We start from the raw sequence: 23085 nt of genomic DNA, 5'->3' as shown, positions 1-23085 counted from the left end.
TATAGAAGTGTCCTCTAATGGGTTCCCCCTGTGCCATAATCGTCGTAGCTGGACAAATCGGCATGATAAAAGACGACGTCGCCGTCCAGCAGGGAGAACGTTGCCCCGTATGGATCGACGAAGCTGCGCTGAAACCCTTCCATCCGCCACTGATTGTCCAGCGGCGCGTTTTTGTATTGCAGATGCGGATGGTTCAAGTCTTGATCGCGGATCGTTTCGATGTTGAAATTGACGATGATGTACCCATCCTTCAGAAATACGGGCGCATGGTCGTCCAGCCGGTGCGTGCGGCCGTACTCGGCCAGATTGAAGCCTTTCGGCACCACGTACGGCGCGGCGGGCAAACTGTAGTCCCCCCTCCACCGCTGAACCGAAGCGTTGGCGCGTGCCGCATCGATGCCGGAGGGCACCTGCATGCTTCCGACAAACGTCCGAAGCTGAGGCGGCAGCAGCATGATATCGTAGCCGCCCACATAGGTCGGCTTCTGCGCATCCTTTACATATTGATCAATAAACGTCTGCCTGTCTCCGGGCGAACCGTTCAGCGACCAAAGCGTTGCGGCAGTGTCGGTCAACTCCTGCTTCGGCACATTGCGCAGGCGAGCGTCGAGCGTCACATACCGTTTTTCAACATCGTCGCTGGAGCCGATACGAATAAACCGCTGACTGCCTGAATGATAGTACAGATCGACTTCCTGCCTGTTCTTCCCCTTGCTGTCCACAAAATAAAACGTCGGTGTAATGAGGATGCCGTCGCCCGAACCGAACATGTTGCCTTTCGTCATGACTTCGAATTTGACATGGTAACCCGTTTTGACCGCTACGTTTTTCTTGCCGCTCTCGGGATGACTGCCTTGCCGTACCGGCAGCACGTAAGGTGGGGTATTGCCGCGCGGTGCGCCGTCAATTCCTTTCGTGCCGACCCAATAGGCATTTCCTGTCGGCGTCGCGCTGCCCTTTTGGGTGCGGAACACCGATTCCCATGCAAAATCGGCAATGTCGGTGATGCGGAAATCATAGAGGCGGCCAATCACTTCCACTGGAACCACCTGCGTAGCCACATGGTTGGACAAGTCCAGATTGGCATTCATCTGGGACGTAAAGGAGGCCGGACTATTCTCGGCAAACGTTCGGAATAACACGTCGTAATTGCCCTCGTCCACCCAAACGGGTAAATAGAAAGTCGTCTGCAACTGACCGACCGGGATGGACACCCACGTGTCCTTGGGGACGAGCGCTGTGCGATCCGCTTTGTACACATCGAACGGAAAGCGTACCTGCTTGTCCCTCACATACTTGGCATAATCCCGATTGCCATAGCCCTTGATGTCCTTGTGCGGGCCGCTTGTCGGAATCATCACGGTAAAGGGCCGGTCCAGAATGAGCGCTGATCGCCCGGCAGTCGGCTGCGTTTTCTGGTTGTGGGCCTGATCGTCCGACACCGAGGCGTAGTTCACCACCGGCGTATGCACCGTCACCGGATTAATGCCGCCGATCGGATAGCTCTTGTTTTCTCCGCCGCCAATGCCCTTAACCAGTGTATAAAAGATGGTTCCAGTGCTCGGTTGATTCGCTTTATTCGTTTTTCCGGCATCAATGACATAGCCAGAGCCGTACAGCACATCCTGACCGATCATCGGGGGAGCCGGAATCGCTCCCGGCGTCGGTGCTTTTTCCTCAACGATTCGGTTGTCCATGATTGTATTTCCGTTAAAAATGAACGAGTCGTTTTTCACCTTGATCTTGCCGATGGCGCTTTCTGCAGTTGACCTCCAGTCCTCGTTCGGTACGGAAGGCCGGCTGGAACCGCCGGAAATCGTTTGTCCGGGAAGCGTCACATTCGAATAGACCGGATCGATGATATGCGCGTTGAGCGACGCATCATGCGCGGCGGAAACGGTTGGCGGCGCATAGCCATTCGGCTCCAGCGTCACCGTTCCCGACGGAAGCGCATAATTGGAGACAATCGCCTTCTGAATGCCGTACACTTCGAGATTTTGAATCGTCCAGAAGCTGTACTTGCGTTCAATCGAATAGTTTTTGGTGACCGTCTGTGTATCTGAACGCGGAACGGTAATGGTCGTCGGATTCCCATCTGCATCGGGCGGGCCGGATTGCGTCTCCGTCCAGGTAAGGGTATATGTTTTACTCACCTGAATCGTGTACTGCTTTGTGCCGGTCGTTTCCGTGAACGTGTTGCGATACAAGTACGATTTGGCCAAAGCGTTCACATACAGGCTCTCTGAAGTCGGTATGCCTTGCAGCACATCAAATTTTTCTGCGCCGCGCGCATCCGCCTGAATGACGGCAGAAACGTTTGGCTCCATCGCTTCGTCCTGCTGGGAATCGCCCGGTTGAGGTTCTCCGCCCCCGTCGCCTTTACGCACCGTATGGTCCGATGTCGAATCCCCCGTATTGCCGTCCACATCCTTCACGACGATGGTGATTTGCACGCTCACTTTGTCGCCGGACGTGAACGGGATTTTGATCGGAATCGTTTTACTCGTTGACGTGCCGGAGAGGTTTCCGGTTTTGTCGCCCGTTTGAACGAGCCTGGCATTTCGAATATCCGTGATTTCGTATGACTGCAAATTTTTTAACGACTTGACTTCAAAAACAAAATTCCCGTCCACTTCGGTCACGTTTTGGTCGACCGTTTCCGGCGCTTCAATCCGGGACGTGACCGTTACCGAGGAGGGAATTTTGTAAATGCCGATAAAGTTGGAGCCGCCCGATCCCACCAGAATGGAACGCTCTTTGAGTTTGGGGTCGCCTTTTTCCTGAATGAACAGCTTCTCGTCGGGTTTGTTATTGTTCGTAATGTAAGATCGGATGATCTCGTACGTTTGACCGCCATATGTGACTTGCTCTTCGAACGTATGATTCGCCTCATCCCCGGTAGCGAAAACGCCTTTGTCCATTTCCTTGAGCTTGGTGCCGTCTTCCTTCTGATATATGGCTTTCACCGGATTGTTCTCCGCATATTCGGCAACCGCGTCCGTTCCGCCCAGATGCACCGTAAAGCTTCGCGTTCGCACCTTCGGATTGGTGTCCGGGTCTTCTTGCAGCCAGTCTTTCCGCGTCGGGTCCTGCTTGGGCGACAAATAGGAACGAACGATTTTATACGTTTTCCCGTTATCCTCGATCGTTTCGGGAAATTCATGATTGATCGTTTCCCCGACTTTGAACTTGCCCTTTTGAAACGTAACTTGCGGTTGCTCAATGACTTTTCCACCTACGGTTTTCGCAATGACATCGACGGGAAATTCCGCGCTTCGATAGGGCACATGAATGCCGAAATAATCGTCCAAGTCGTCCGGATGCGCCCAAGGTTCGGCCCTCTTGATCTCATCCAGCGTATAAAATGGCCCTTTGCGCACGTTGCCGTTTCCGTCGATGGACACCATGATGGCATACAAATATAAGTCGTCGTTGTCTTTGATGTCGCCCATGCCCGCGTTCCACATGCCTTCCGTGACAAGCGCCTCGCTGACTTCGTAATAGGTCGTGACAGGCTGGCCGGGGATGGGCGGATTCGGTTCTTGGCCGACTTGCCGTACTTGCTGGTCCAAAAAAGAAGCGTGTTGGCCGCTTCTCGGATCGCCGCACTGCTTGGGCGTCGAATTCGTACATAATTGGTCACGGCGCACCGTCCAACCCACGGTTCTGTATTTAATGGACGATGTTGCAGCCGTACTGGTGATCTTAAATTTGATGGTGCCATTTTCAGTTCTGACATCGGGAGGTCCCGCGAAAACAGAGGTTGGAATGGAGAAAAACAAAAATAAGCATGCCAGCAGCATGCTCAAGAATCGTTTATGCAATTTGTTCATATCTCTACTCCATCCTTTTCATCGTATGGTTGTAGAATAAACTTGCACTCGGACTTACTTTTAGCGTGGGTCCCCAGTTGCCTCCCACATTCGTAGACATCGAGATGTCGGTGTAGCCTTCGTACCAAACTCCTTTTTCAAAAGTTTGTTGATTGGGGAACCTTTCATCGTAAATTAAGTCTTTGTTTTCCTTAAACGAAACAAATTTAATTCTGAATTTGGCACGAACATAATTATCGCCAAATCCATTCCGGTAGATCATGGAAGGCTCGGGATCAAGGTATCCTTCGATCTGAATCTTGTTTTCTTTCACCCACTCCGCATACCGCCGGATATATTTCAATTCCGCATTGGAGCTTTGCACTTTCGTGGCAAATACCGCCTGCGCCCACGTATCGTCAATCGTTTTGTAATCCACGTTCAGCCAGAGTGCACCAAACGTTTTCAGTCGGCTCATCCAAATGTCCACGTTCTTCTTATTGAATTCCGGTATGGTCGAATAGAGCACCGAAGAAACCTTGCTGTCCGTAGGATGCGAGTAGGGATAGGCCATCTCATAGGCTTCATTCGGCACATCGGCAAGTATATAAGGATAATCTTGCGCATTCTTGGGCAGGTTGGTTGTGCGAATCAGGCGGCCCCATTCATCGTACTTCGCATTGGCGTCTTCTTGTGTGGAAATGAAGACGGTCGATGTCGGGCTATCCCAATTCACTTCCGCCCCCAGCGCTTCGCTGACAAAACGCAGCGGGACAAACGTCCGGCCGCCGCTGGTGATCGCCTTCGAATCGAAGGCCACTTCTTTACCATTGACGAGCGTCTTGCTTTCGCCGATCGTAAGCACAATATGCAGGTCGTCCCGCTCAATCGGTACGGTCATGGTTTTGGGCTCCCAGCCTACGTTCGCGCCCATCTTTTCCGCGATGAATCGAACCGGCACGAGCGTCCGGTTGTTTTCATCGACAAATGCTTGCGCATCGGGAAACCAGATTTTTTGTCCGTCCATGACGACGCTGACAAAGGACGGAGGGTTGCTCGCCGCGCTTGCCGTTACGGTGAACAAGCTGCAAATCATCGCGGCGACAAGTCCTGCAATTACCCATTTTCTCACGCCATTCGCTCCTCTCTTAATATGGATCATGACAAGTTTGGAAGATTTCGACTGTTAGGTTCATCATAAAGCCGATCTGACGGCGTGTCCACTTTCCGAAATCACCGCCGTCTCGTTAAGATGGCGAGTCAGGACAGCCCAGCGGCATATAGCCTTTTTGCGCGGCCGCTTTTTCGCTGGAAAACGTCTCTTCCACCGGATAAGTAAAGTCGCATGTGCTGCGATAATACACTTTCATGCTTCCTTTCCTGGCTCCGACAATCTCCGGCTTTTTGAGCACGCGGCTTCCGCCGAGCGCATAGTTGTTGTAAAACTTGCCTCCCATCGGAATGCCTTGGATAAAGGCAAGCACCCCGACGTCATCCACGGTATTGTGCCATTCCTCCTGCGAAATGGTCGGCAGCGTGAAGGTGTAAGAAAAGCCGTATCGGGAAACCGATTCGTTGTGTTTGTTGATCCGGTAGGCGAGTTCGTCTTCAATTGCGCGGACGATGGTGCTCCGGCGCACCTGCTCAAATCGCTCCGCATCCTTTAATAGCGCAATGTTCGTCTGATGCCTAACGTCGGCCCGCAAGCCTTCGTGCCAGCTCCGGCTGTCCGCATCGTAAGCGAGGACGAAATCGTCCAGCGTGAACGAAAGGCTGTTGCCCGATGAATCGGCGTAGGCATACGGCTTCTTCGCTCCCCAAACCGGTTTCCGTTCCGTGTTCCCGTCGGCTCCCGTCCACTCCTCCTCGGCATAGACGTAGAAACCGTCGTAACCAATCACCGCAATAGCCGGGATATACCGACCCAGTACGCCTTGGGCAACGGGATCGTCGGCAATGCCGAAGCTTGCGTACAGCGTCCGATAAAAAGCGGCAATCGCTTCGTCCTTGTTCAGCGCCACCCGCTTGGCCGATTCGTATTGCGTCTCCCGCTGCTGATTCGCATTGACGGTCAACATCCGCGCTGCGTCATCCACCGCGGCATCCAGCGCGGCGTTATAGCGCAGCTCGGTCAATAGCGCCTTCCGCTGCGTTTCGACTTCAATCCGGTTCACGGTCGCAAACGGCAGGAAAATGAGCGCCCCGACAATGGCCCATTCAATCAGCCTCATTGCGCACCACCCCGCCGTAAGGAATGAAGATTTTTTCGTTCGGACTGATGGCCTGGTTCAGGAAATCGAACAGGATCGTGCCGGGAGTCCGGTTCGTATTTTTAACCGTGACCGCAAATGTATCGCCGACCCGCAGTTTGTAGCGTCTCGCCGGATCGTCTTTTGCGGCCGCGCTGTTCGGGAACAGAACGGGCAGGATCTGCGCGTTGTAAAACATGTCGTAGTGCACTTCGTAGCTGCCCCGAAACGTATCCGGCCTTGTCGGGTCGTCGTAAACCGGCACGTACTTTTTGCTTCCGTGTTCCATTTGCACATCGAAGGTGTTGCCCGTTGCCGCAATCGCCTCCATAAAGTCCGTATACATGCTCGGCGACACAAAGCCCTTGTCCCGCACTGCATCCACAAACGTTGTCGTCGCTTTCAGGACGACCAGTTCCGAAATATCGTCCTGCTGGTCGAAGGCTGCGGAAATGGGGTAGAGGTAGAGCAAAAGAACGGCAATGAGCGCCGCGAAAACTTTCGAGATACTGTTCATGGCATTCTCCTTAGCGTAAAGCGAAAATGAGACGCACCAGTTGTCCGGACGCATCTCGCTGGGCGACTGCCGTATACCGGGCATTCAGGCGAATGCCGGCGGGGACGAACTGGTCCCGATCGAGCGGCGGCACGTATCGAACGCCGTCCACCACAATTTCCGCGTCTCCCGTCTCCAGCCGGGCAATGGATTGCGCTACCTCTGCGCCGGATACGGTGCCGTCGCCGGAAAGCGGTGAAACCGTCATCTGCATGTTGCGATCCAGCGACTTTCCCGACACATAGGCGGTGGCGTTCAGCGCGGCCCCGGTTTGAAAGAGTAGCAGTCCGCTTGTTACGGCCATCAGAAAGAGAAGACAGGCCACGCTCATTTCCAGCATCGTTCTGGGGGCATGTTCCATCGGCTTCCTCCTTGGAAAAACTGGGCGTCCGTCTATACCCGAAAGGACGCCCCATCAGCGTTGTGATGTCTGTAAGGACGCTTACTGCTGCCGAAACACAATGCCGCGAATGACGTTGCTGCTGTCATGCACCAGTTGCGCCCGAAATTTGCCGCTCGGATTGACGTAGTTGATATTCGCTTCATCGAGCGCATGGCTCAGTTGCCCCGGCGCTTCACCAACCACTGAGCCGTAGGTCACGCTGTCGATCGGAACACCCGTGTTGATCACCTTGCCATACCACTGACCCGCCGGATTTTTCCCGGTGACAATCTGGATGCCGAACTGGTCCTGATCGCTGAACTTGCGCAGCGCGTTGACCACCTGACTGCCCGACAACGTCGTGTTGTCGTACACCGTAAACGCCGTTTGCGACAGCTCCGTCTGGATATTGCTGAAATTGCTTTGCGCCGCCTTGGTGGAGTCTTGCGCGGAAATAAACAATACGACGGCAAGGGTAATGAGCGCGATGGCAAGAAAAATGCCTGCCGCCATCACAAGTGCTTTTTGCGCGTTGGACATGAACCGATCTCTCCTTCAAATAAAATTCGAAATAAAAAGACACTTCCCGATTGGAAAGCGCCGCAACATGTCCGTTTACTGAATGCGTTGAATCTGTTCGTAGTAAACGGACATCTGGTGCAAGCTGACGATGACGAGCGGAATGACCAGATAACCGAAAATGAGGGCCATCATCGGCGCAAACCCGATCCATTTTCCCCAGCCCGCCTTTTGCTCGATCAATTGCTCGTACTCCTGTTTGCGCTGCTCCTGCGCGTAAGCCTGTTCCGACTCCAGGTCGTCGAACGCTTCCCGGATCGGCAAACTTTGCGCCGCCAGTTCCAGCTTTTCGACCGTGCGGACGAACGGCACAAACGGCGCATCCTCTTTCAGCTGCGCCAGCGCCTGATCCGCGCCCTGTTCGAAGTGAAGCAAGCAGGTTTGCAGCGGTTCCTTGAACACGCGGGCAAACTGTTCCATCCAGATGAGCAGATGCTCGACCGACATCCGGTCCATATCCGCCAGCATGGCGATGACGGCATGCAGTTGATCCACTTCATGCTTCATCTCCATCTGCCGCATGCGCCGCTGGAACAACCGAACGCCGACCGGCATGGCGTAGCCGCCCCATCCCGCGAGAGCGGCGAGGAGCGCTTCCCACCACTTCACATACTGATTGTCCAGCTTCGTGAGCTTGACCATAATGCGCCGAGCCGCGGCGCGAAGCTGATCGTCCTGATTCGCCGTCGGCGTTTCGCTGCGGAGCAGGGCCATCACCGTTTCTTCGGTGCGGTGCTTCACCTCCTTTACGCGATCGATGATGCGGCGATCGAGCGCCGCCGCCTCGCGCGCCTTGGCTTCCTCCTCCGGCGAAAGTTGGCCGAACAGGATGCCCGGCTTTACCGGCACATACAGGATTTGATGCCGGCTTGCGGCATGAAGCGTAATAAACATCCCGAGCACTGCCAGAAAAGCCATGCCCCCCGCCACGATGCGCTGCACATAGAGCCATTCCAGCCGAAGCGGCGACGCGGTGTCTTTAAGCAGCTTGACCATGCGGTCAGCTTCCCGGGAACCGGGGGCGGGACCGAAACGATGCACAACCCAGCGCATCCACGGCCATTCGCAAACCCGTTTCTCCCATCTTTTTCGGCCGGTTGGTTTTGGACTCGCGTCCAGCTCCTGAATGTTCCGCAGCAGGACGTAGGACAGCCATACGACCGCAATCAGGCCGATTTTCACGATCCAGCCGGTCGTGCTCGCATAAAAGGCGTCCATGGCCGGAAAGTAATGGCTGGCCCAAGCTTCGATCGGCCGGGTAAACAAGAGCGGCAACAGCGCGATGGCGGTCAGTCCTTGCAACAGGAAACTGAGGCGCTCGCGGCGCAGCAGTTCCAGATTCAGTTCTGTCGCGAGCTTCCCGAGCGCCTTCAAGTACACGGAACCGGCTGCGGTTCGTTTGTCGCCGTATTCCTTCACCAGATGCGACAGCCCGGCCAAGCCCTGCAAATAGCGGTTCGGCGCGCTCTCGATATACTGCGCCAGCCGCTGCTCGGCGTCGCTTGCCGTGAGCACTTCGTATATTTCGTGTCCGTGCAGCGCCATCTCATACGGCGCGCCGTCCGCCGCTTCATAAATGGCTTCTTCCACCATGCCATGACGATGATAATGATGACGCACATCCGAGAAAAAATGCCGGAGTTGCCGAAGCAGTCGCGTCTCCAGCCGATGGACCAGGTTGTCCGAAAAGATCCCGTGGCCAACCCAAAAGCCGATGCCAATCATGCCGAGCGCGGCCGGGTCGCGCACGCCGATCGCCAGCGGAACAGCCGCCGCGAGCAGCACGCCCCATATGAGGAGCGCCGTCTTCATCGTCTCCAGCCGCAACTTCCATTCGTCGCCAAGCTGGAGAATGGTCATTCGTTTGCGAAGTTGGTGCAAATAAGCGCGTAGAATCGGTACGCGTTCGCATAGGCGATACAACTGCTGCAACACGCTATTCAGCGCTTGCTTCTTGCGGGCTTTGCCCGGTTTGCGCAACGCTTCATACCGCCGAACGGCCTCCGCGTCCGAACCGTGGCGGGATACCCATTGAAACGCCGCCACTATCACAAGGAACAATACCGTCGCGGCGCCCAGCAAAAGGGACAGCCATTCAAGCCTCATCGCTATCCCCCCAGTGAACCGCCAAAAACGCCTCGAACGCCGCCTGGTCCGGCCCGGCGAGGCATACAGCGATTTCCTTGCGGCTTCGCTCGGACAACGGATGAACGGCGACATAGCGTCCGTCGCGGTACTCGATGACGTTCCGCGCGACGTAAAGCGGGCGGTCCGTCGAGCGGCGGAAGTATTCCAGCATCGTCTCCATGAACGCCGTCATTTTTTCCTCGGTCGTCGTTTTGTGGCGGAACGTCTCCGGGTAGGCCGTCTCCTGCTCCACCGGCACACATTCGGTAATCCGTTCGATGTAGCGATGTCCGTCCGCGTCCCGCCTGAGGTGAATGTCGAAGTTGATGACGCTGACGACCTGCTGCTCGGCCACTTTTTCGTTCGTAAACACCCTTGTCTTCAGCAGCGAATTGCGCAGCGAATAGACGAGATCGCGGAACGTTTTGGCGTGATGCGTAAACAAGGTGAACAGCGAAGCGACCTGCGCCATCTGCACCATCCAGGCGGCAACCGGGTCGGTCGCCACTTCTCCCAAAATATTGACCGAGCCGTCCGTTTTTTTCTGGATGTCCAGACCGTCCTGCCCGGAGATCGTTTCCGTTTCCCGCAGGCTTAAAATGTTGCGATCCCGGTATATTTTCCGAAGCTGCAGCTCAAAGCTCATTTCCTGCACCCGAATCGGCAAGATGGCCGGAATGTAGCGCACCATCGCCATCAAGAGCGTCGTTTTGCCGCTGCCCTGCGCACCGGTGATGGCCGTAATGCGCTCGCCCATGACGAGATATCGGATCAGCCCAATGGGCAACTCCGCATTGTCGTCCTGAATCAATTGTTCCAGCGCGGCGTTTTGCACATCGAATTTGCGCACAAAAAAAGCCCACGATTCGCTGAACCGGGGGCGCAGCACGACGACGCGGGAGCCATCGGCCATTTCGTTCACCTTAAAGCCGTTCGCCTCGGACAATTGGCCGGGAAAATTATGTTTGTACACGTTCTGGCACACGCGCCTCAGTTCTTGCTCCGAGCCGAAGGACAGGAAGCTCAAATGAATGGATTTCCCTTTATAAAACAGCCACACGCTGTCATGCGACCTTGGCACTTCGCGCAGCAGCGCTTCTTCCTCCAGGCCCCACTCGCCTTCCCACATCGAGGGCGGGATGCCGGAGACGCCGCCCGATACGCCGTCGATTTTCATGTCGCGGATTTCGTCGATGACGCTAAACCCTTTGTACTGCTGGTAGATCCGCTGCACAACGATCTGGGTTTTGTCCTCGACAGACAGCCTGCGCGCTTCCTGCTTGTAAATATCGCGAATTTCGTCGGCGGTAATCCGGTACGACTCAGTCTCTTCGTCTTCCAAGCTCCGTTTGGGGCAGTCCAGTTCATATTTGCGGATCAGTTCGTCCAGCGCTTTCAAACGATGTTGTTTTTTATAGAGATAGAGCAGGATGTCAAATTGATCTTGCGATGTGAGCGCCTGCGGGTCGTCAAACGGCAGGAGGCGATTCAGGTTATTATCGTCCAAGGTATAACGCTGTTCGAGCAAATCGGAGATGACCTGCTTCATATACGCCTTGTCCCGCAAATCTCCGGACGTGCAGCCCCGCAGCGCCTTCTTCAGTTCTGCGCGCTTGTTTTTGCGGCGGCGGTATTCTTCTTCCGACAAGCCGAAGTCAATCAGGTTGCTGCTCGTCATCTCGTGCAGCGCCTCTTTCACAAACACGGTCATCGCTTCCAGCGTATAGACCGGCTTTTCGTCCGGCTGCTCCGGCAAGCGGCGGCTCATACGCAAATAGAGCAAGACGCCGATCGCAACGAGGATGCCCGCCAGAAGCAAACCGTTCAGCGCGAACATCATCGGTTATCATCCTCCTTCCCTCCGAAAAGAGGCTTGTCCAGTCCGGCGTTGTTGATGATCGCCTGCGCCAATGTCCGCACTTGTTTCATAAAAGAAGCATTTTCATGACTGCGCGGCACCTGCCGGTTGCGAAATAAAAAACGGACGGCTTCTCCTTGTTGGGTCGCGTCCAGCCAGCCCGTATTATGGACAATCGGGTACGCTGGCTCCCGCCGATGGAACTGGCGCTTGATATTCTTAACGGTCAAAGCGGAGCGAGGATCGTATTGTCCGAATACAAGCAAATGCTTCCGGTCGGGCTGAAGCTGCGCCTCCACCAGCGGAAAGACCTGCTCCAGCTTGAGCGCGTTTTGCGGCAAACAGACGACCAGCAAATCCGCCTGACGCAGCAGCGCCTGTGTCCACGCCGACAGGTTGCCGCTTCCGCCGTCCAGCAATACCAGATCGTAAGCGCGCCTTGTCAGTTCCAAAAGAGGCGCAAGCCATTCCTGTGCGGCGGAAACAAACGATGCATCCGGCTTGTTCGATCCCGGAAGGATGTCGAGTCGGTCGGCGAGCAGCGGCAGCGTGTAATCCCGCAACCTGTTCGGTTCCAGCTTGCGGTTCTGCAAGAGCCTGAGCAGCGAGTCGATGCCCGCGTCAGGCGGGGTGTCCGCTTTGCTCATCCAGCCCCGTCTCGGGTAAAAGCTGCGTTCGATGGCCGCGTATTCACTTTGCAAATGCCCAAGCAGCAAAAGGCGCGAGGAGTATTCCAATCCGAGCAGCGCCGCGGCGGCGATCAGGTTGCTCGTCGTACCGGCCTGTCCCGAAACCGGACTCCAAAACACCACGGTAAAACCCATTCCTTCATCTCCTTTCATGCGACTTTACCGGGTTCACGCACGCTTTCGCGCACGCGCCCATGCACGCCGGGCCGTTTTGGCATCGCAATCAAACAACTGTTGCAGCATGTCCAGCACGTTCCGGCGATACGCCCCGGACAGCCGCCTGATGTCAATGCGGCCATGATGCTGGTTGTCCAGTTCGACCGACATATCCCGTTCGTCCAGCGGAAAGCGGAATATCGCTTCCTCCCAGCGTACAGCCTGCTGCGGCAGCAGCGAATCGAAATAGGTCTCAGGCATGGCGATCTGCAGAGTGGGAGCAATCAGTTTGTAAAACGTGAGCGGCTGGCCTTCCGCTTCGTGAAGGCACAGCCGCTGCATCAACTCCGCGTTTTTATGCATGCCGAGCCGGCTCCAATTGCTGCACCAAACCCGCTTGTCATAGCCCGGCAACTCTCGTCCCTTCACAAGTTCGGTGTGATCGGTGTCGAGCAGCATGACATCGTAGGCCGCTTCGCCTTCGGCTTGAAGCAGGGAGCGTTCCAATTGCGCTGGCGTGATGAGCCCGGTCGCCACATCGATGCCTTCAAACTCCCGCAGCGAATCGCCGAATTCCCCTCGCGGCAAATAGCCTTGCATGGACTGGGCAAGGGTGGAATCCACGATCAGCACCTTTCGCTCCATCGCCGTGAGCAGCTTGCCCAGCACAAGGAGCAAGTGGCTTTTGTCCGGCGCGCCGAAAAACACGACTTTTTTCATAACGGCCTCCTTCACTGATTAAAAATTTGCTCCAATTTATCCACTTTTGCAGGCTCTCCAGACGACGAAGCTGGCGCCGGTTCTGTTGAAACAGATGATGTAGACTCCGCTGACGTTTCCGGCCGATTCTCACTCGTCGTTGTCGGAACGGAAGAGGTGGGCAGCGGCTGCGCAGCTGGCGGTTCCTGATCGACCGTAGCCGTTGCGCCTGCCGGCGGCGGCGATGGGGTCGCCTCATGCATGGCATTGCCTTGCTGCGTGACAATCCGTTCGTTTTGCAGTTGCTGCTGAACCGTTACGCTGCCGCTCGTTACGCGCAGTTTGTCCGACTCGCTCATCGCCTTCAGATTGTCATCCAGTGTCGTTCGCAGTTGGCGGGCAAGCTCGGTTGTCGCTTTTTCTAGCAGGTTCGGATCATGATCCATCAAGTCGAGCACCTTCGGATTGGCGGGATAATTGACTACTGCCGATTCCTGCAAGCCCGGCTCGATGTAGGGCAGGGCATACAGCCGCGCGCCTTGCAAGTAGGCATCGATGATCGCGCTTGAAGTCCGTAATAGATCCAGCTCGTTCATTTCCAGCCAGATGACATTGCCGGACAACTCCCGCGCCTTCTTCTTCGCCAGCAAGACAAAATCCTCGCCAGTCGGGAAGTTGATTCGCACGTCGATGTACTGTCCCTTTTGCAGATTGGAGGGAAGCTGAATGACTTGAAACTCCTGCACCCGCAAATCCTTTGGGATTGGCGCGCCCTCGTACAGCATGGAAGGCATCAACGGCGTGCCTGGCTCTAATTCGATTTTGGCGCTTTTGCCAATGACCGCGTTCTGATCAGTAATCATTCCTTGCGGCACCAGATTCGCAGGCAGCGGAACAGACTTGAGGTCTTCCGCCTTCACGATGCCGCCGGCCGGAACAGCGTGCGCCACAGTCCAAACGCTTCTGCGCGATTGTTCCTCTATCGTTTTCAATTCTTCGATTTGCCTTTCATAATGTTCCTTCATTTGCTGTTGTTTCTGCTCTTGCTCTGATTGCTTAATCAGAGAATAAATGGCCGCAGCAGCCAGTAAACAAACGCTTACGGCAATCGCCGCGATGATAAGCGCCTTGCGGTGCCGATACGTCCACGACATCGCTCACGTCTCCTTTCAAACCAAAATTGAAGTGCTGTCGATTGACTTTACCGGGCTTCGTCACGTTGCTTCGGCTTTTGCTGAGTTCCAATCTGATGCTGCTCCAATTTTTCTTGCGCCCATGCAGGCATATGCTCCGGTTTTATCAGACCCATAAAATCCTCCCGATTCCAGCGAGCCTCTTCTCCGGTATACAGATTGATCACGTAGACGGCGCGACCTCGGGAATTGGCAGAGGTGCCAAAACCGCTTAGCGCCAGCACAAGCTGGTTAACAGCGGTGCGGTATTCAGGTCGCAACCGTTCCGGCCGGATGACAACAACCTGGTGGTCAATGCGCATCTCTTCGCGAATCGGCTGGCATTGGACTTGGGTAAGGGGAGAACGGGCACCTTGACACTGGCCCTTTCTTCTTTGAGATCCTCCAGTTCCCATTGCACGCGGGAAACAAAGTCATGCATGGCCTCAAGATAATCCGCGCCGGCCGCAATCGCGTAAAATTGCTCGACACCCAAAGAATTGTTTCGGGTGCAGGTACAAACCATGTACGGCCGTTCGGCATTGGTTTCGTCTACACCAAGCAGCACTTCCACCTTCCCGATGGAGATGGCCTGAACGACTTCATAGTTGTCCACCATTCGCTTTATTTCTTCCATTGTCCGTCCTCATTTCCTGGAAAATTGCTGTCATTCCTCGTTCCCCGGTTTTGCTTTGATAGGCCGACATTACGAGAGTTCTTGTTTCGCGTGCGCGGTTGTTCGATCTCATCCTCCAGAACTTCGAAGCGGTTGAAACCCGGCTTTTCTTGCATCAGGCGCTCATATTGACGACGCCTCCCTTTCGTGAAATACATCATGAATCGCCTCCCCAAAAATGGGTATAAAAAAGCTCTCCGTCTAGGGGAGAGTGCCTGCCGAACTGGATTCAGGTTAACGTTCCAGTTCCCGTTGCCGTTTTTTATACCAGCTTTCCAGCAGTTGTACGATCAGATCTTCCTTTTGCTTTTCGGTAAAGTCCCTCGGGAAGAAACGGTCGATCCGCTCGCGCCGAATGGTCATTTTTTCTTTCTGGTTCGGCTTCTCCTCCGTGAGAATCGAGAAGATGACATCCACGTTAAGCCGCCCGTCCTGGCTCAGTTTTTTCATGCGCTGCGCCTGCGCCAGCGAAGGCGTGCAGTCTTCGGACTGCATCGTTTCGTACAGGGCATGCTGTTCTTCTTCGGCCAAGTAAGAAATCTCTACGGCCGGATTGAAGGCGATTCGTTTATCATCCACCATTTCGAGAATGGAGGGGGTCAGTTCGGTAAGGCGGATATAGCGCTGGATTTGATTACGGCTTTCGCCTGCCTGATCTGCCAAAATTTCAACTGAATATTTTCCTCGTAAATCCTGCCCAACTTGGGTAGAATTTTCTTTACTCGGTCTGCCCGCCTGTCTCTTCATCGCCTCCAACTTCATCTTATAGGCAAATGCTTTCTCGCTTGGCGCAATATTTTCCCGTTGCAGGTTGCTGTCCACCATGATGATCGTCGCCTGATCGTCGTCCAGTTCGCGAACGATGCAGGGCAGCGTTTCTTTGCCTGCCAGTTCGCTCGCTTTTTTGCGCCGATGCCCGGCTACCATTTCGTAGCCGCCATCACCTTTCGGACGTACCAGTCCGGGAACGAGAACGCCGTATTGCTTCACGCTATCCGCCATTTCCAACATCGCTTCGTCCGCCTTCACCTTGAACGGATGGCCGGGAAAATCGCTGATTGCAGATAAAGGGATGTCCAACACTTTTTCCCGCTTTTCATCGGCGCGGCTCTCCTCGGTGGAGAATAAATCAGCGACTGTGGTCAGTTTGATGCTGGCGCGCATGTCGTCTTTCGCTGCCAATGCTCTGCACCTCCTTCGTAAAGGCGGCATAAGCCTCCGCAGCTTTCCCATCCGGATCATGGACGTAGATGCTTTTCCCCTTGGCGCTTGTTTCCGCCGCGCGAACGGATAAGGGAATTTCGGTGTTGAACACGCGCAGCTTGTCGCCGTAGTCGCGCCGAAGAATAAAGGAAATGTCTTTGGCAAATTTCGTCCGGCTGTCGACCATCGTGAGCAGCACGCCGTTCAAAACCAGCTTCGGATTGATTTGCCTGCGCACACGGGCAATGGTCTGCAAGAGCTGTGTCATTCCCTTGGCGGGCAAATAGTGTGCTTGAACGGGGATAATGACGCTGTCTGCTGCCGCCAACGCATTGATGGTCAACATGCCCAAACTCGGCATGCAATCGATCAGCACGTAGTCGTAATCGGCTTTAACCGAATCGATGTACGAACGCAAAATCGTTTCTCTGCTCATCGTATTGACGAGCGATACCTCAACAGCGGACAATTCAATATTGCCTGGCATCAGGTCAACGCCTTCATGGTGATGCAAAATACCTTCCCGCGCTTTATAGGATTCTTCCAGCATCGTCTTCGCCAGCAATGTCGCCAAAGATACCGACAAATTATCCGGCTCGTGGAAACCTAACGAATCCGTCAGGTTGCCTTGCGCGTCCGCATCAACCAGTAAAACCTTTTTCCCCTCGGCTGCCAAACCGATCCCCAGATTGACCGCCGTTGTGGTCTTGCCAACGCCGCCTTTCTGATTGGCGAGGGCGATCACCTTGGTCATCCTACACTTCTCCTTTCACGCAAAAAAGCCGGTTGCGCTGATATTTCAGGACAACCGGCTTTTTGAGAGTATCTATATAAAAAGAGAACGCCGTATAAAGAGCGTTCTCTTGAACTAATATCTCAATCCATATCGTTAACTTCTGTTGTTATTTTTGATTTTTTGGAGTCTGTAAAAACATCTTGGAGAGCAATTTCAAATCGGAAATAAATCGATTTTCCCTCGTTTGCTAAAGTCAATTTCTGTACTTTTACGGTTTGCTTTTCGAAGTACCATCCCAATAACTTTGCTGAATCTAATGAAATCCGGCCCTTTTAAATTTGCATAGAAAGTATACGCCATCTTAGTCTCATCGTCCCAAGCATTCCACAAATCTGCACTCAGAACCATGTTTTCTGAATATAATGGTAAAATCGTCGACAAATAAAATTTAATTCTATCAATTGAAGCATTTTTCAATTGATGGAATAGCATTTCATATATATGCTTTTCGCCTTCCAAACAACTTAATAAAATGTACGACTGATTTATTTCAGGAAAAACAGTCACAGCAAGCCGATGCATAATTCCCTTAACAGTGTGTTTAATTTTTTTTCCATCTAAATCATAATCAAGAGCTATATAAGAGTAAACAGCAAATTTAATCTGCTCAGGTATTTTAATGACGCAGGTTTCGATACCTCCATACGTTTTCGATAGTATTTGTTCATCGAAATGAGCTTTCACTGGTTCGAATTCCTTCATTTTCAATTGAAGCATTCTATAAAAGCCCACCATCGTAGGAGCTTTAAATGCAACAGGTTGTTTCACAAACATCGATCTAAAAATATCTATCGACATCCGTTGCTTGTAATACTCGAAGATAAAGGCCTTATATGCATATATGAATTTCATTTTCTCATTCGTTTCTTCAAAATCCGGCGCTCCTTTTTCTATGGCTGCGAATACAGTATTATCATGTAAATCGCAAAAACAAGTTTCAGTAGTCGCATCGTTTGCACTTGTTCTACTTACCTCAACAATTACTTCTGATTTTCCGTTCAACATTGGAACTATGAGAGGTTTCTTTTTGGAATCTAACATGTAGACATGTCGTCCTTCGCCCGCAAGCAAAGTAATAATTTTATTGTTCTGTAAAGCATGTGCACCCTTGATTCTCCCTTTGCATTGCGCTTGTTCAGGATGCATACAAATTTTTTTCATAGACTTTCTCATCAGTTCCATTAATTGAACCTCGGGCGGCTTTTGGGATTTTTTCTCAGAAGAAATCTTCTTATTTTTGCAACATAAACCGTATTTTTTGCCACTTCCACAGGGACAATTTTCATTATTCCATATTCGTATCTGTTTAAATATATTCAATGCAACCGTCCCTTCATCAACTAATTCCCTTCCATCATGCTTTATAAAATAACAACCTAATTTTAACATAAACCCAAGCCTTATTAAGAATGCCCTCCAAATTGAGTGAGCCGGACAATAGAGGTATTACTTTTGTCAACGGTTTTTCCCCAATTGAAAAATATCTATATAAAAAGAGAACATCCACTAAGGACGCTCTCTTAAACACTCAAACTTTTGAAATTATTAGCTTGGCACAACCATCTCACATGTCTACACACCCGACGTCCAAATCCAGGTCCAAAACGACCGAAACCTCGATTTTGTCTTTGAGCAACTTATTTTTGAAGTCGTTGCCGTCTGCCGTGAAAGTCATAAAACGCGCAAAGTGTTGAAAACAAAGGATTTCTACGTATCGATTCGTTGCATTCCTATTACGCACTCCACATGCACCGTATGCGGGAACATATCGACCGGTGTGACCTCGACCGTCCGGTATCCGCCGTCCTCAAGGATGCGTAGGTCGCGGGCCAGGGTCGCGGGGTTGCACGATACGTACACCACTCGCTCCGGCTTCATTTCGAGGATCGTGTCGAGGAGTCGCGGGTCGCAGCCTTTGCGGGGCGGATCGACGACGATAACGTCGGCTTCGATGCCCTGCTCCTTCCAGCGCGGGATAACATCCTCCGAGGCGCCAACCTCGAATTTCACGTTGGTCATCCCGTTCAGTAGTGCATTGCTGCGCGCATCCTCAATCGCCTCTTTGACAATCTCGACCCCGTACACCTGGTCTGCATGCTGAGCCAAAAACAGCGAAATCGTGCCGATGCCGCAATAGGCGTCAATGACCGTTTCCTTGCCGGTCAACCCGGCGTACTCCACCGTTTTGTTATACAGAACCTCCGTTTGGACCGGATTCACCTGATAAAAAGAACGCGCCGAGATGGCAAACTGTACCTTGCCAATATAGTCATAAATCACGTCTCGCCCCCAGAGGACACGCGTTTCGTCTCCGAAGATGACATTGGTCTGCTTCGTGTTCACGTTTTGGCAGATGCTGACAACCTGCGGGATTTGCTCCCGGATGAGGCCGATCCAGGTGTCGGCATGTGGGATGTCCCGCCCGTTGGTGACGAGGACCAGCATCATCTCACCCGTGCGGAACGCCTTCTTCACGACGACATGGCGCAGCAAGCCGCGCCCGGTCTCCTCGTTGTAGGCGGTGACGCCAAGCTGGCGGCCGATCGCTTTGACGCGGGAAAGGACATCGTCGTTATGTTCGTGCTGAATCAGGCACGTTTCCATATCGATGATGCGGTGACTGCCCCGCGCGTAAAAGCCGCCGACCAGGCCGCCTTCGGTGACGCCGATCGGGACCTGAGCCTTGTTGCGGTAGCGCCAAGGCTCGTTCATGCCAAGCGTCGGGCGGACGACAATACCTTGCTCCGGCACGGTGTTGCCATCGGCGCTACCAGCGGCTCCATCCGTACCGAAGCCGCTTGAAACTAAGCCTTCGGCAGCAGCCAAGCCCTCGCCAGGTGCGGCCTGCACCGCTTTGGTTGCGTCTCCGCCCGCCGCAATGGCTCTCCCGTGCATACTGCCGGCCGAATCGGCCGCCCCGGAAGGCGCGGTTACCGACTGTGCCGCTGTGGGCACCACGCCTGACTCGGCCGGCTGCGCCGCCCTCGCTACGCGCAGCCGGCCAATCCGCTCCAGCGCGTCGACGACATGCTGCCGCTTCCATGCCAGCTGCGCTTCGTAGCTCAAGTGCTGCAGCTGGCACCCGCCGCACTGGTCGTAGATCGGACAGGGCGCCGGCACGCGGTCCGGACTAGCCTGCACGACGTCAAGCAATTTGGCATAGCCGTACTGCTTTTTCGTCTTCAGCACCCTGACCCGGGCTTTCTCCCCCGGCAGCGCCCCGGCCACGAACAGCGTGTAGCCTTCGGCCCGTCCCACGCCCTCCCCGTCGTGATTCATCCCGATGATGTCGATGACGAGTTCATCGTTTTTCGCGACAGGAAGCCCGGGAAGTTCAGCTACGGCTGCGGCTTTCCGTATATGCTTCTCCCCGCTGCCAGCCGCTTGTCCCCTACTTCCAGGGGGGCGCTCGCTTCCGGAGCGCCGCCCGCCTTTCCCGGTACCTCCGCCTGCTCTACCGCCGGAACCGGCATTGAAGCTTTTTCGTTGCTTAGTCATGGAACTGCTCCTTCACCTTTTGCCAAAAATTTATTCGAAAAGCTCGAAGGCTTCTTTTACCTCGAAACTTGTTGGTTTGTCTATGCGCTCACTATCATCATCATAACCCAAGCCCGGCCAATTGTATCCAAACTTTAAGTCCATGTGCGATCCGCTCCTCCCCGTTTGGTTACGAGCCAGTAGATGCTACCCCCAAAAAAACCGGCTCAACCTAGAAATCAGCGTACGACAGCCAACTGCCTACCGCATGACCGACCACCGCTGGCCTTCAAAATAACGGCGTTTTAAGTACTTATTATCCGGAGTCCTAGCGTGTTCACCTACATTAACGACATTTTATGTACTTATTTTCCTATGAATGGTCCAGAAAACAGGCATTTTCTTGCAACGTGGGAAAATAGCGGCATAAATTGCCTCTACTTCTCTCAAATGAACGGATTTAGCCGGAATAACGTACATTTTTGTCCTTATTTTTGGGGGCTGGAGAGTTTCTGGTAGCAACCTTTTTTTGTACAGTCAATATGCAGTCAATGTGCAGTCAACCTACAGTCAATATACAGCGAGCGGGCGGTCAGTATGCATTCCCAGCGTGCGGTCAGCTTACAGTTCACGTGCAGTCAGTTATGCAGTCACTACAGCCAGTACGCAGCAAGCGTACAGTCCACATACAGCCAACGTGCAGTCAGCATACGGTTGCCTGCAACTAGCACACAAACCGTCAACTCGCGGCCAGCATACAATCAGCCCCCAGCCAGCACACAACTCGTTAACATGCCGCCAGCGTACGGCTCGTCAACATGCGCTCAGCGCACAAATCCCCCGCCATCCCGGCGGGGGAGCCTACGCCATATTAGTGCTTCTCCTAAGCACTAAGCAAATATCCGCAAATGCTGCGGCAAAACCTCGAACACGCCCGGCAGCTCGCCGCCCAGCTCCCCGTCGAGGTTAAGCTGCACGCGGGCCGGCGAGGTGACCTCCATCCGCCGCGTCTTGAAGTACAGCACGTGCGGATCGCTGAAATGATCGCCGCGCAGCGCCATCGTCACCAGGCGGATGAATTCCGCCAGGTTGCATTTCTTGAGGGCGATGACGTCCAGCAGCCCGTCGTCGATGCGCGCATCCGGCGCCAGCTTCTCGAAGCCGCCGACCGAGTTGCTGTTGGCGATCAGGAACAGCATGAATTCGCCTTCGATGACCTCGTAGCCCTCAGCATGAAAAATCAGCTCCGTCGGCGACAGGCTGGCCATCTTTTCAATGCCCTTCATATAATAAGCGAGCTGGCCGATCAGCGTCTTCAACCGGCTGGGGACCTCGTAAGTCAGTTCGGTCAGCTTCCCGCCGCCGGCGATGTTGATAAAGTGACGGCCGTTGACCTTGCCGATGTCGATCGGCCTCGTCTTATTCTCGATGACCAGGTCGCAATAATCCTCCCAGCGCCTCGGTATTCCCATGGCCCGGGCGAAATCGTTGGTCGTTCCCAGCGGAAAAATGCCGAGCGGCGGCAGATTGCTTTTCCCGGCCATGCCGTTCACGACCTCGTTCAGCGTACCGTCGCCGCCGGCCGCTATGACGATATCGTATCCGCGTTCGACCGCCTCGGCAGCTTCGCGCGTAGCGTCCCCCGCCCCTGTCGTCGCGTGGCAGGACGTTTCGATGCCGTGGCGATCCAAACGCTCCAGCACATCCGGCAAAATGCGCCGCATTTCTTCCCTTCCCGAGGTGGGATTATAAATCAACCTAGCTCTTTTCATCCCTAACGCCACCTGATTTTCATATTGTCAATGATCCCATTATATGCAAAATGTGCTGCAACATCCAGCGGGACAGGAGCGGATGCGGCAGCAGGGCGTCCCCCGAATAACGGTACGATAACCCGTTTAACCGCGAAGGAATCATCGTCTTGGTAAAATACCCGGCGCTTAAAAACAAAGGGGCCACGATGACGTCATACCCTTGCTCCTCCGACCAAAAGCCGACTTTGCGCCGCACGCTGTCCGGATTTAACAGAGCATAGTCGGCGGCCGCCAGCCCGCTGATTTGCCCTACCCGGGCGGCCAGCGAGGAAATCCCCCGCTCCCATCGTTTCAGAAATGCCTCATGGATGCTGCCATGGCCCACAAGCAGCAGCACCTCGCGATCCGGACTTTCCGACAGCTCCTTCACCTTGTCCCAGACCATCTCGGCAACCAGCGGATCATCATCTATAGGATCGCCAAAAATCACGCGCCCGGATACCCGAAACCTTTCCAGATCGGTTTCCTTTTCCGGCGTATCCTTTACGCCCAGCGCATACGCGATCTCATCGATATGCGTGCTGCCCGAAGATACAAATAAAGGAATGACAATCAAATCTGTCACTCCTTGCGCTTCCAGCTCGTTTATCCCGTCCTGAATTAGGCGGCCCTCGACGATTTCCAGGAACGCCGACACCACGGGAAGTTCCGCGGGCAAACCAGCCGCCGCTTCCGCGACAGCCTCGTCCACCAGGGCTATCCAATGATCGTCGGGAGAGCCGTGGCTGATCACCAGCACCCCCGGTTTTGATGCAGTCGAATCCCTATGCGGCGGAGCCTGAAGCGGCTGGGTCTCTGCCGGACGCCCCATGTCCGCCGTCCGAATTTTTTCCTTCATCG

At 54.1% G+C, this 23085-nt stretch carries 19 protein-coding genes; all 19 read right to left on the bottom strand.

Annotated elements, in window-relative coordinates:
• Positions 1–14: 14 nt before the first annotated feature.
• A complete protein-coding gene (locus tag NYE74_RS28805; protein WP_227872725.1) occupies positions 15–3833 on the bottom strand; it encodes a DUF5704 domain-containing protein in 3819 nt (1272 codons plus the stop codon).
• A 4-nt stretch (positions 3834–3837) separates the two neighbouring features.
• Positions 3838–4944 carry a copper amine oxidase N-terminal domain-containing protein gene (locus NYE74_RS28800; RefSeq protein WP_227872726.1) on the bottom strand — a complete coding sequence of 369 codons (1107 nt, stop codon included), beginning with the start codon at positions 4942–4944 and terminating at the stop codon, positions 3838–3840.
• A 115-nt stretch (positions 4945–5059) separates the two neighbouring features.
• A complete protein-coding gene (locus tag NYE74_RS28795; RefSeq protein ID WP_124331903.1) occupies positions 5060–6043 on the bottom strand; it encodes a hypothetical protein in 984 nt (327 codons plus the stop codon).
• Entirely contained in the window at positions 6030–6578 is a 549-nt protein-coding gene (locus NYE74_RS28790) for a hypothetical protein (RefSeq protein WP_124331904.1), read from the bottom strand. The genes NYE74_RS28795 and NYE74_RS28790 overlap by 14 nt, the downstream gene beginning before the upstream one ends.
• A gap of 10 nt (positions 6579–6588) precedes the next feature.
• Positions 6589–6978, bottom strand: coding sequence for a hypothetical protein (locus tag NYE74_RS28785; protein WP_110843994.1), 390 nt, complete (start codon positions 6976–6978; stop codon positions 6589–6591).
• 81 nt (positions 6979–7059) lie between these two features.
• On the bottom strand, positions 7060–7539 hold the full coding sequence (locus NYE74_RS28780; RefSeq protein WP_027093301.1) for a hypothetical protein: 480 nt from the start codon (positions 7537–7539) through the stop codon (positions 7060–7062).
• A gap of 75 nt (positions 7540–7614) precedes the next feature.
• A complete protein-coding gene (locus NYE74_RS28775) occupies positions 7615–9684 on the bottom strand; it encodes a hypothetical protein (protein WP_341005388.1) in 2070 nt (689 codons plus the stop codon).
• Positions 9674–11545, bottom strand: a complete 1872-nt coding sequence (locus tag NYE74_RS28770; protein ID WP_341005387.1) for an ATPase, T2SS/T4P/T4SS family — start codon at positions 11543–11545, stop codon at positions 9674–9676. The genes NYE74_RS28775 and NYE74_RS28770 overlap by 11 nt, the downstream gene beginning before the upstream one ends.
• The gene (locus NYE74_RS28765) at positions 11542–12387 is read right to left on the bottom strand and encodes a hypothetical protein (protein WP_283858640.1); all 846 of its coding nucleotides are present in this window, start codon (positions 12385–12387) and stop codon (positions 11542–11544) included. Before NYE74_RS28765 ends, NYE74_RS28770 begins: the two co-directional genes overlap by 4 nt.
• Before the next feature lie 33 nt (positions 12388–12420).
• On the bottom strand, positions 12421–13128 hold the full coding sequence (locus tag NYE74_RS28760; RefSeq protein ID WP_036623518.1) for a hypothetical protein: 708 nt from the start codon (positions 13126–13128) through the stop codon (positions 12421–12423).
• A gap of 11 nt (positions 13129–13139) precedes the next feature.
• Positions 13140–14261, bottom strand: a complete 1122-nt coding sequence (locus tag NYE74_RS28755) for an SAF domain-containing protein (RefSeq protein ID WP_036623520.1) — start codon at positions 14259–14261, stop codon at positions 13140–13142.
• 250 nt (positions 14262–14511) lie between these two features.
• On the bottom strand, positions 14512–14916 hold the full coding sequence (locus tag NYE74_RS28750) for a hypothetical protein (protein WP_341005386.1): 405 nt from the start codon (positions 14914–14916) through the stop codon (positions 14512–14514).
• A complete protein-coding gene (locus NYE74_RS28745; RefSeq protein WP_036623523.1) occupies positions 14904–15116 on the bottom strand; it encodes a hypothetical protein in 213 nt (70 codons plus the stop codon). Before NYE74_RS28745 ends, NYE74_RS28750 begins: the two co-directional genes overlap by 13 nt.
• Before the next feature lie 73 nt (positions 15117–15189).
• The gene (locus NYE74_RS28740) at positions 15190–16137 is read right to left on the bottom strand and encodes a ParB/RepB/Spo0J family partition protein (protein ID WP_425325241.1); all 948 of its coding nucleotides are present in this window, start codon (positions 16135–16137) and stop codon (positions 15190–15192) included.
• The gene (locus tag NYE74_RS28735) at positions 16085–16912 is read right to left on the bottom strand and encodes a ParA family protein (RefSeq protein WP_036623525.1); all 828 of its coding nucleotides are present in this window, start codon (positions 16910–16912) and stop codon (positions 16085–16087) included. The genes NYE74_RS28740 and NYE74_RS28735 overlap by 53 nt, the downstream gene beginning before the upstream one ends.
• A gap of 195 nt (positions 16913–17107) precedes the next feature.
• Positions 17108–18343, bottom strand: coding sequence for an SEC-C metal-binding domain-containing protein (locus NYE74_RS28730; RefSeq protein WP_341005385.1), 1236 nt, complete (start codon positions 18341–18343; stop codon positions 17108–17110).
• 318 nt (positions 18344–18661) lie between these two features.
• Positions 18662–20452: a 23S rRNA (uracil(1939)-C(5))-methyltransferase RlmD gene (rlmD, locus tag NYE74_RS28725; RefSeq protein WP_341005384.1), complete on the bottom strand. Its 1791-nt coding sequence runs from the start codon at positions 20450–20452 to the stop codon at positions 18662–18664.
• Between the two features lie 869 nt (positions 20453–21321).
• The gene (locus NYE74_RS28720; protein WP_036625792.1) at positions 21322–22203 is read right to left on the bottom strand and encodes a diacylglycerol kinase; all 882 of its coding nucleotides are present in this window, start codon (positions 22201–22203) and stop codon (positions 21322–21324) included.
• Between the two features lie 19 nt (positions 22204–22222).
• Positions 22223–23083, bottom strand: coding sequence for a sirohydrochlorin chelatase (locus NYE74_RS28715; protein ID WP_227872727.1), 861 nt, complete (start codon positions 23081–23083; stop codon positions 22223–22225).
• Positions 23084–23085 lie beyond the last annotated feature (2 nt).

The sequence above is a fragment of the Paenibacillus sp. FSL P4-0127 genome, from assembly GCF_038007325.1.
In the GTDB taxonomy this organism is placed as follows: domain Bacteria; phylum Bacillota; class Bacilli; order Paenibacillales; family Paenibacillaceae; genus Fontibacillus; species Fontibacillus macerans.
Note: the sequence above shows the minus strand (reverse complement) of the source record. Positions and strands in the feature narration are given on the sequence as shown.

Bases quoted from the DNA above. Each gene is read 5' to 3' on its own strand.
- NYE74_RS28730 (WP_341005385.1), bottom strand. From the start codon at position 18,343: ATGTTAAAATTAGGTTGTTATTTTATAAAGCATGATGGAAGGGAATTA.
- NYE74_RS28720 (WP_036625792.1), bottom strand. From the start codon at position 22,203: ATGAAAAGAGCTAGGTTGATTTATAATCCCACCTCGGGAAGGGAAGAA.
- NYE74_RS28805 (WP_227872725.1), bottom strand. From the start codon at position 3,833: ATGAACAAATTGCATAAACGATTCTTGAGCATGCTGCTGGCATGCTTA.
- NYE74_RS28780 (WP_027093301.1), bottom strand. From the start codon at position 7,539: ATGTCCAACGCGCAAAAAGCACTTGTGATGGCGGCAGGCATTTTTCTT.
- NYE74_RS28775 (WP_341005388.1), bottom strand. From the start codon at position 9,684: ATGAGGCTTGAATGGCTGTCCCTTTTGCTGGGCGCCGCGACGGTATTG.
- NYE74_RS28750 (WP_341005386.1), bottom strand. From the start codon at position 14,916: ATGGAAGAAATAAAGCGAATGGTGGACAACTATGAAGTCGTTCAGGCC.
- NYE74_RS28790 (WP_124331904.1), bottom strand. From the start codon at position 6,578: ATGAACAGTATCTCGAAAGTTTTCGCGGCGCTCATTGCCGTTCTTTTG.
- NYE74_RS28785 (WP_110843994.1), bottom strand. From the start codon at position 6,978: ATGGAACATGCCCCCAGAACGATGCTGGAAATGAGCGTGGCCTGTCTT.
- NYE74_RS28770 (WP_341005387.1), bottom strand. From the start codon at position 11,545: ATGATGTTCGCGCTGAACGGTTTGCTTCTGGCGGGCATCCTCGTTGCG.
- NYE74_RS28795 (WP_124331903.1), bottom strand. From the start codon at position 6,043: ATGAGGCTGATTGAATGGGCCATTGTCGGGGCGCTCATTTTCCTGCCG.
- NYE74_RS28745 (WP_036623523.1), bottom strand. From the start codon at position 15,116: ATGATGTATTTCACGAAAGGGAGGCGTCGTCAATATGAGCGCCTGATG.
- rlmD (WP_341005384.1), bottom strand. From the start codon at position 20,452: ATGACTAAGCAACGAAAAAGCTTCAATGCCGGTTCCGGCGGTAGAGCA.
- NYE74_RS28765 (WP_283858640.1), bottom strand. From the start codon at position 12,387: ATGGGTTTTACCGTGGTGTTTTGGAGTCCGGTTTCGGGACAGGCCGGT.
- NYE74_RS28755 (WP_036623520.1), bottom strand. From the start codon at position 14,261: ATGTCGTGGACGTATCGGCACCGCAAGGCGCTTATCATCGCGGCGATT.
- NYE74_RS28735 (WP_036623525.1), bottom strand. From the start codon at position 16,912: ATGACCAAGGTGATCGCCCTCGCCAATCAGAAAGGCGGCGTTGGCAAG.
- NYE74_RS28760 (WP_036623518.1), bottom strand. From the start codon at position 13,128: ATGAAAAAAGTCGTGTTTTTCGGCGCGCCGGACAAAAGCCACTTGCTC.
- NYE74_RS28715 (WP_227872727.1), bottom strand. From the start codon at position 23,083: ATGAAGGAAAAAATTCGGACGGCGGACATGGGGCGTCCGGCAGAGACC.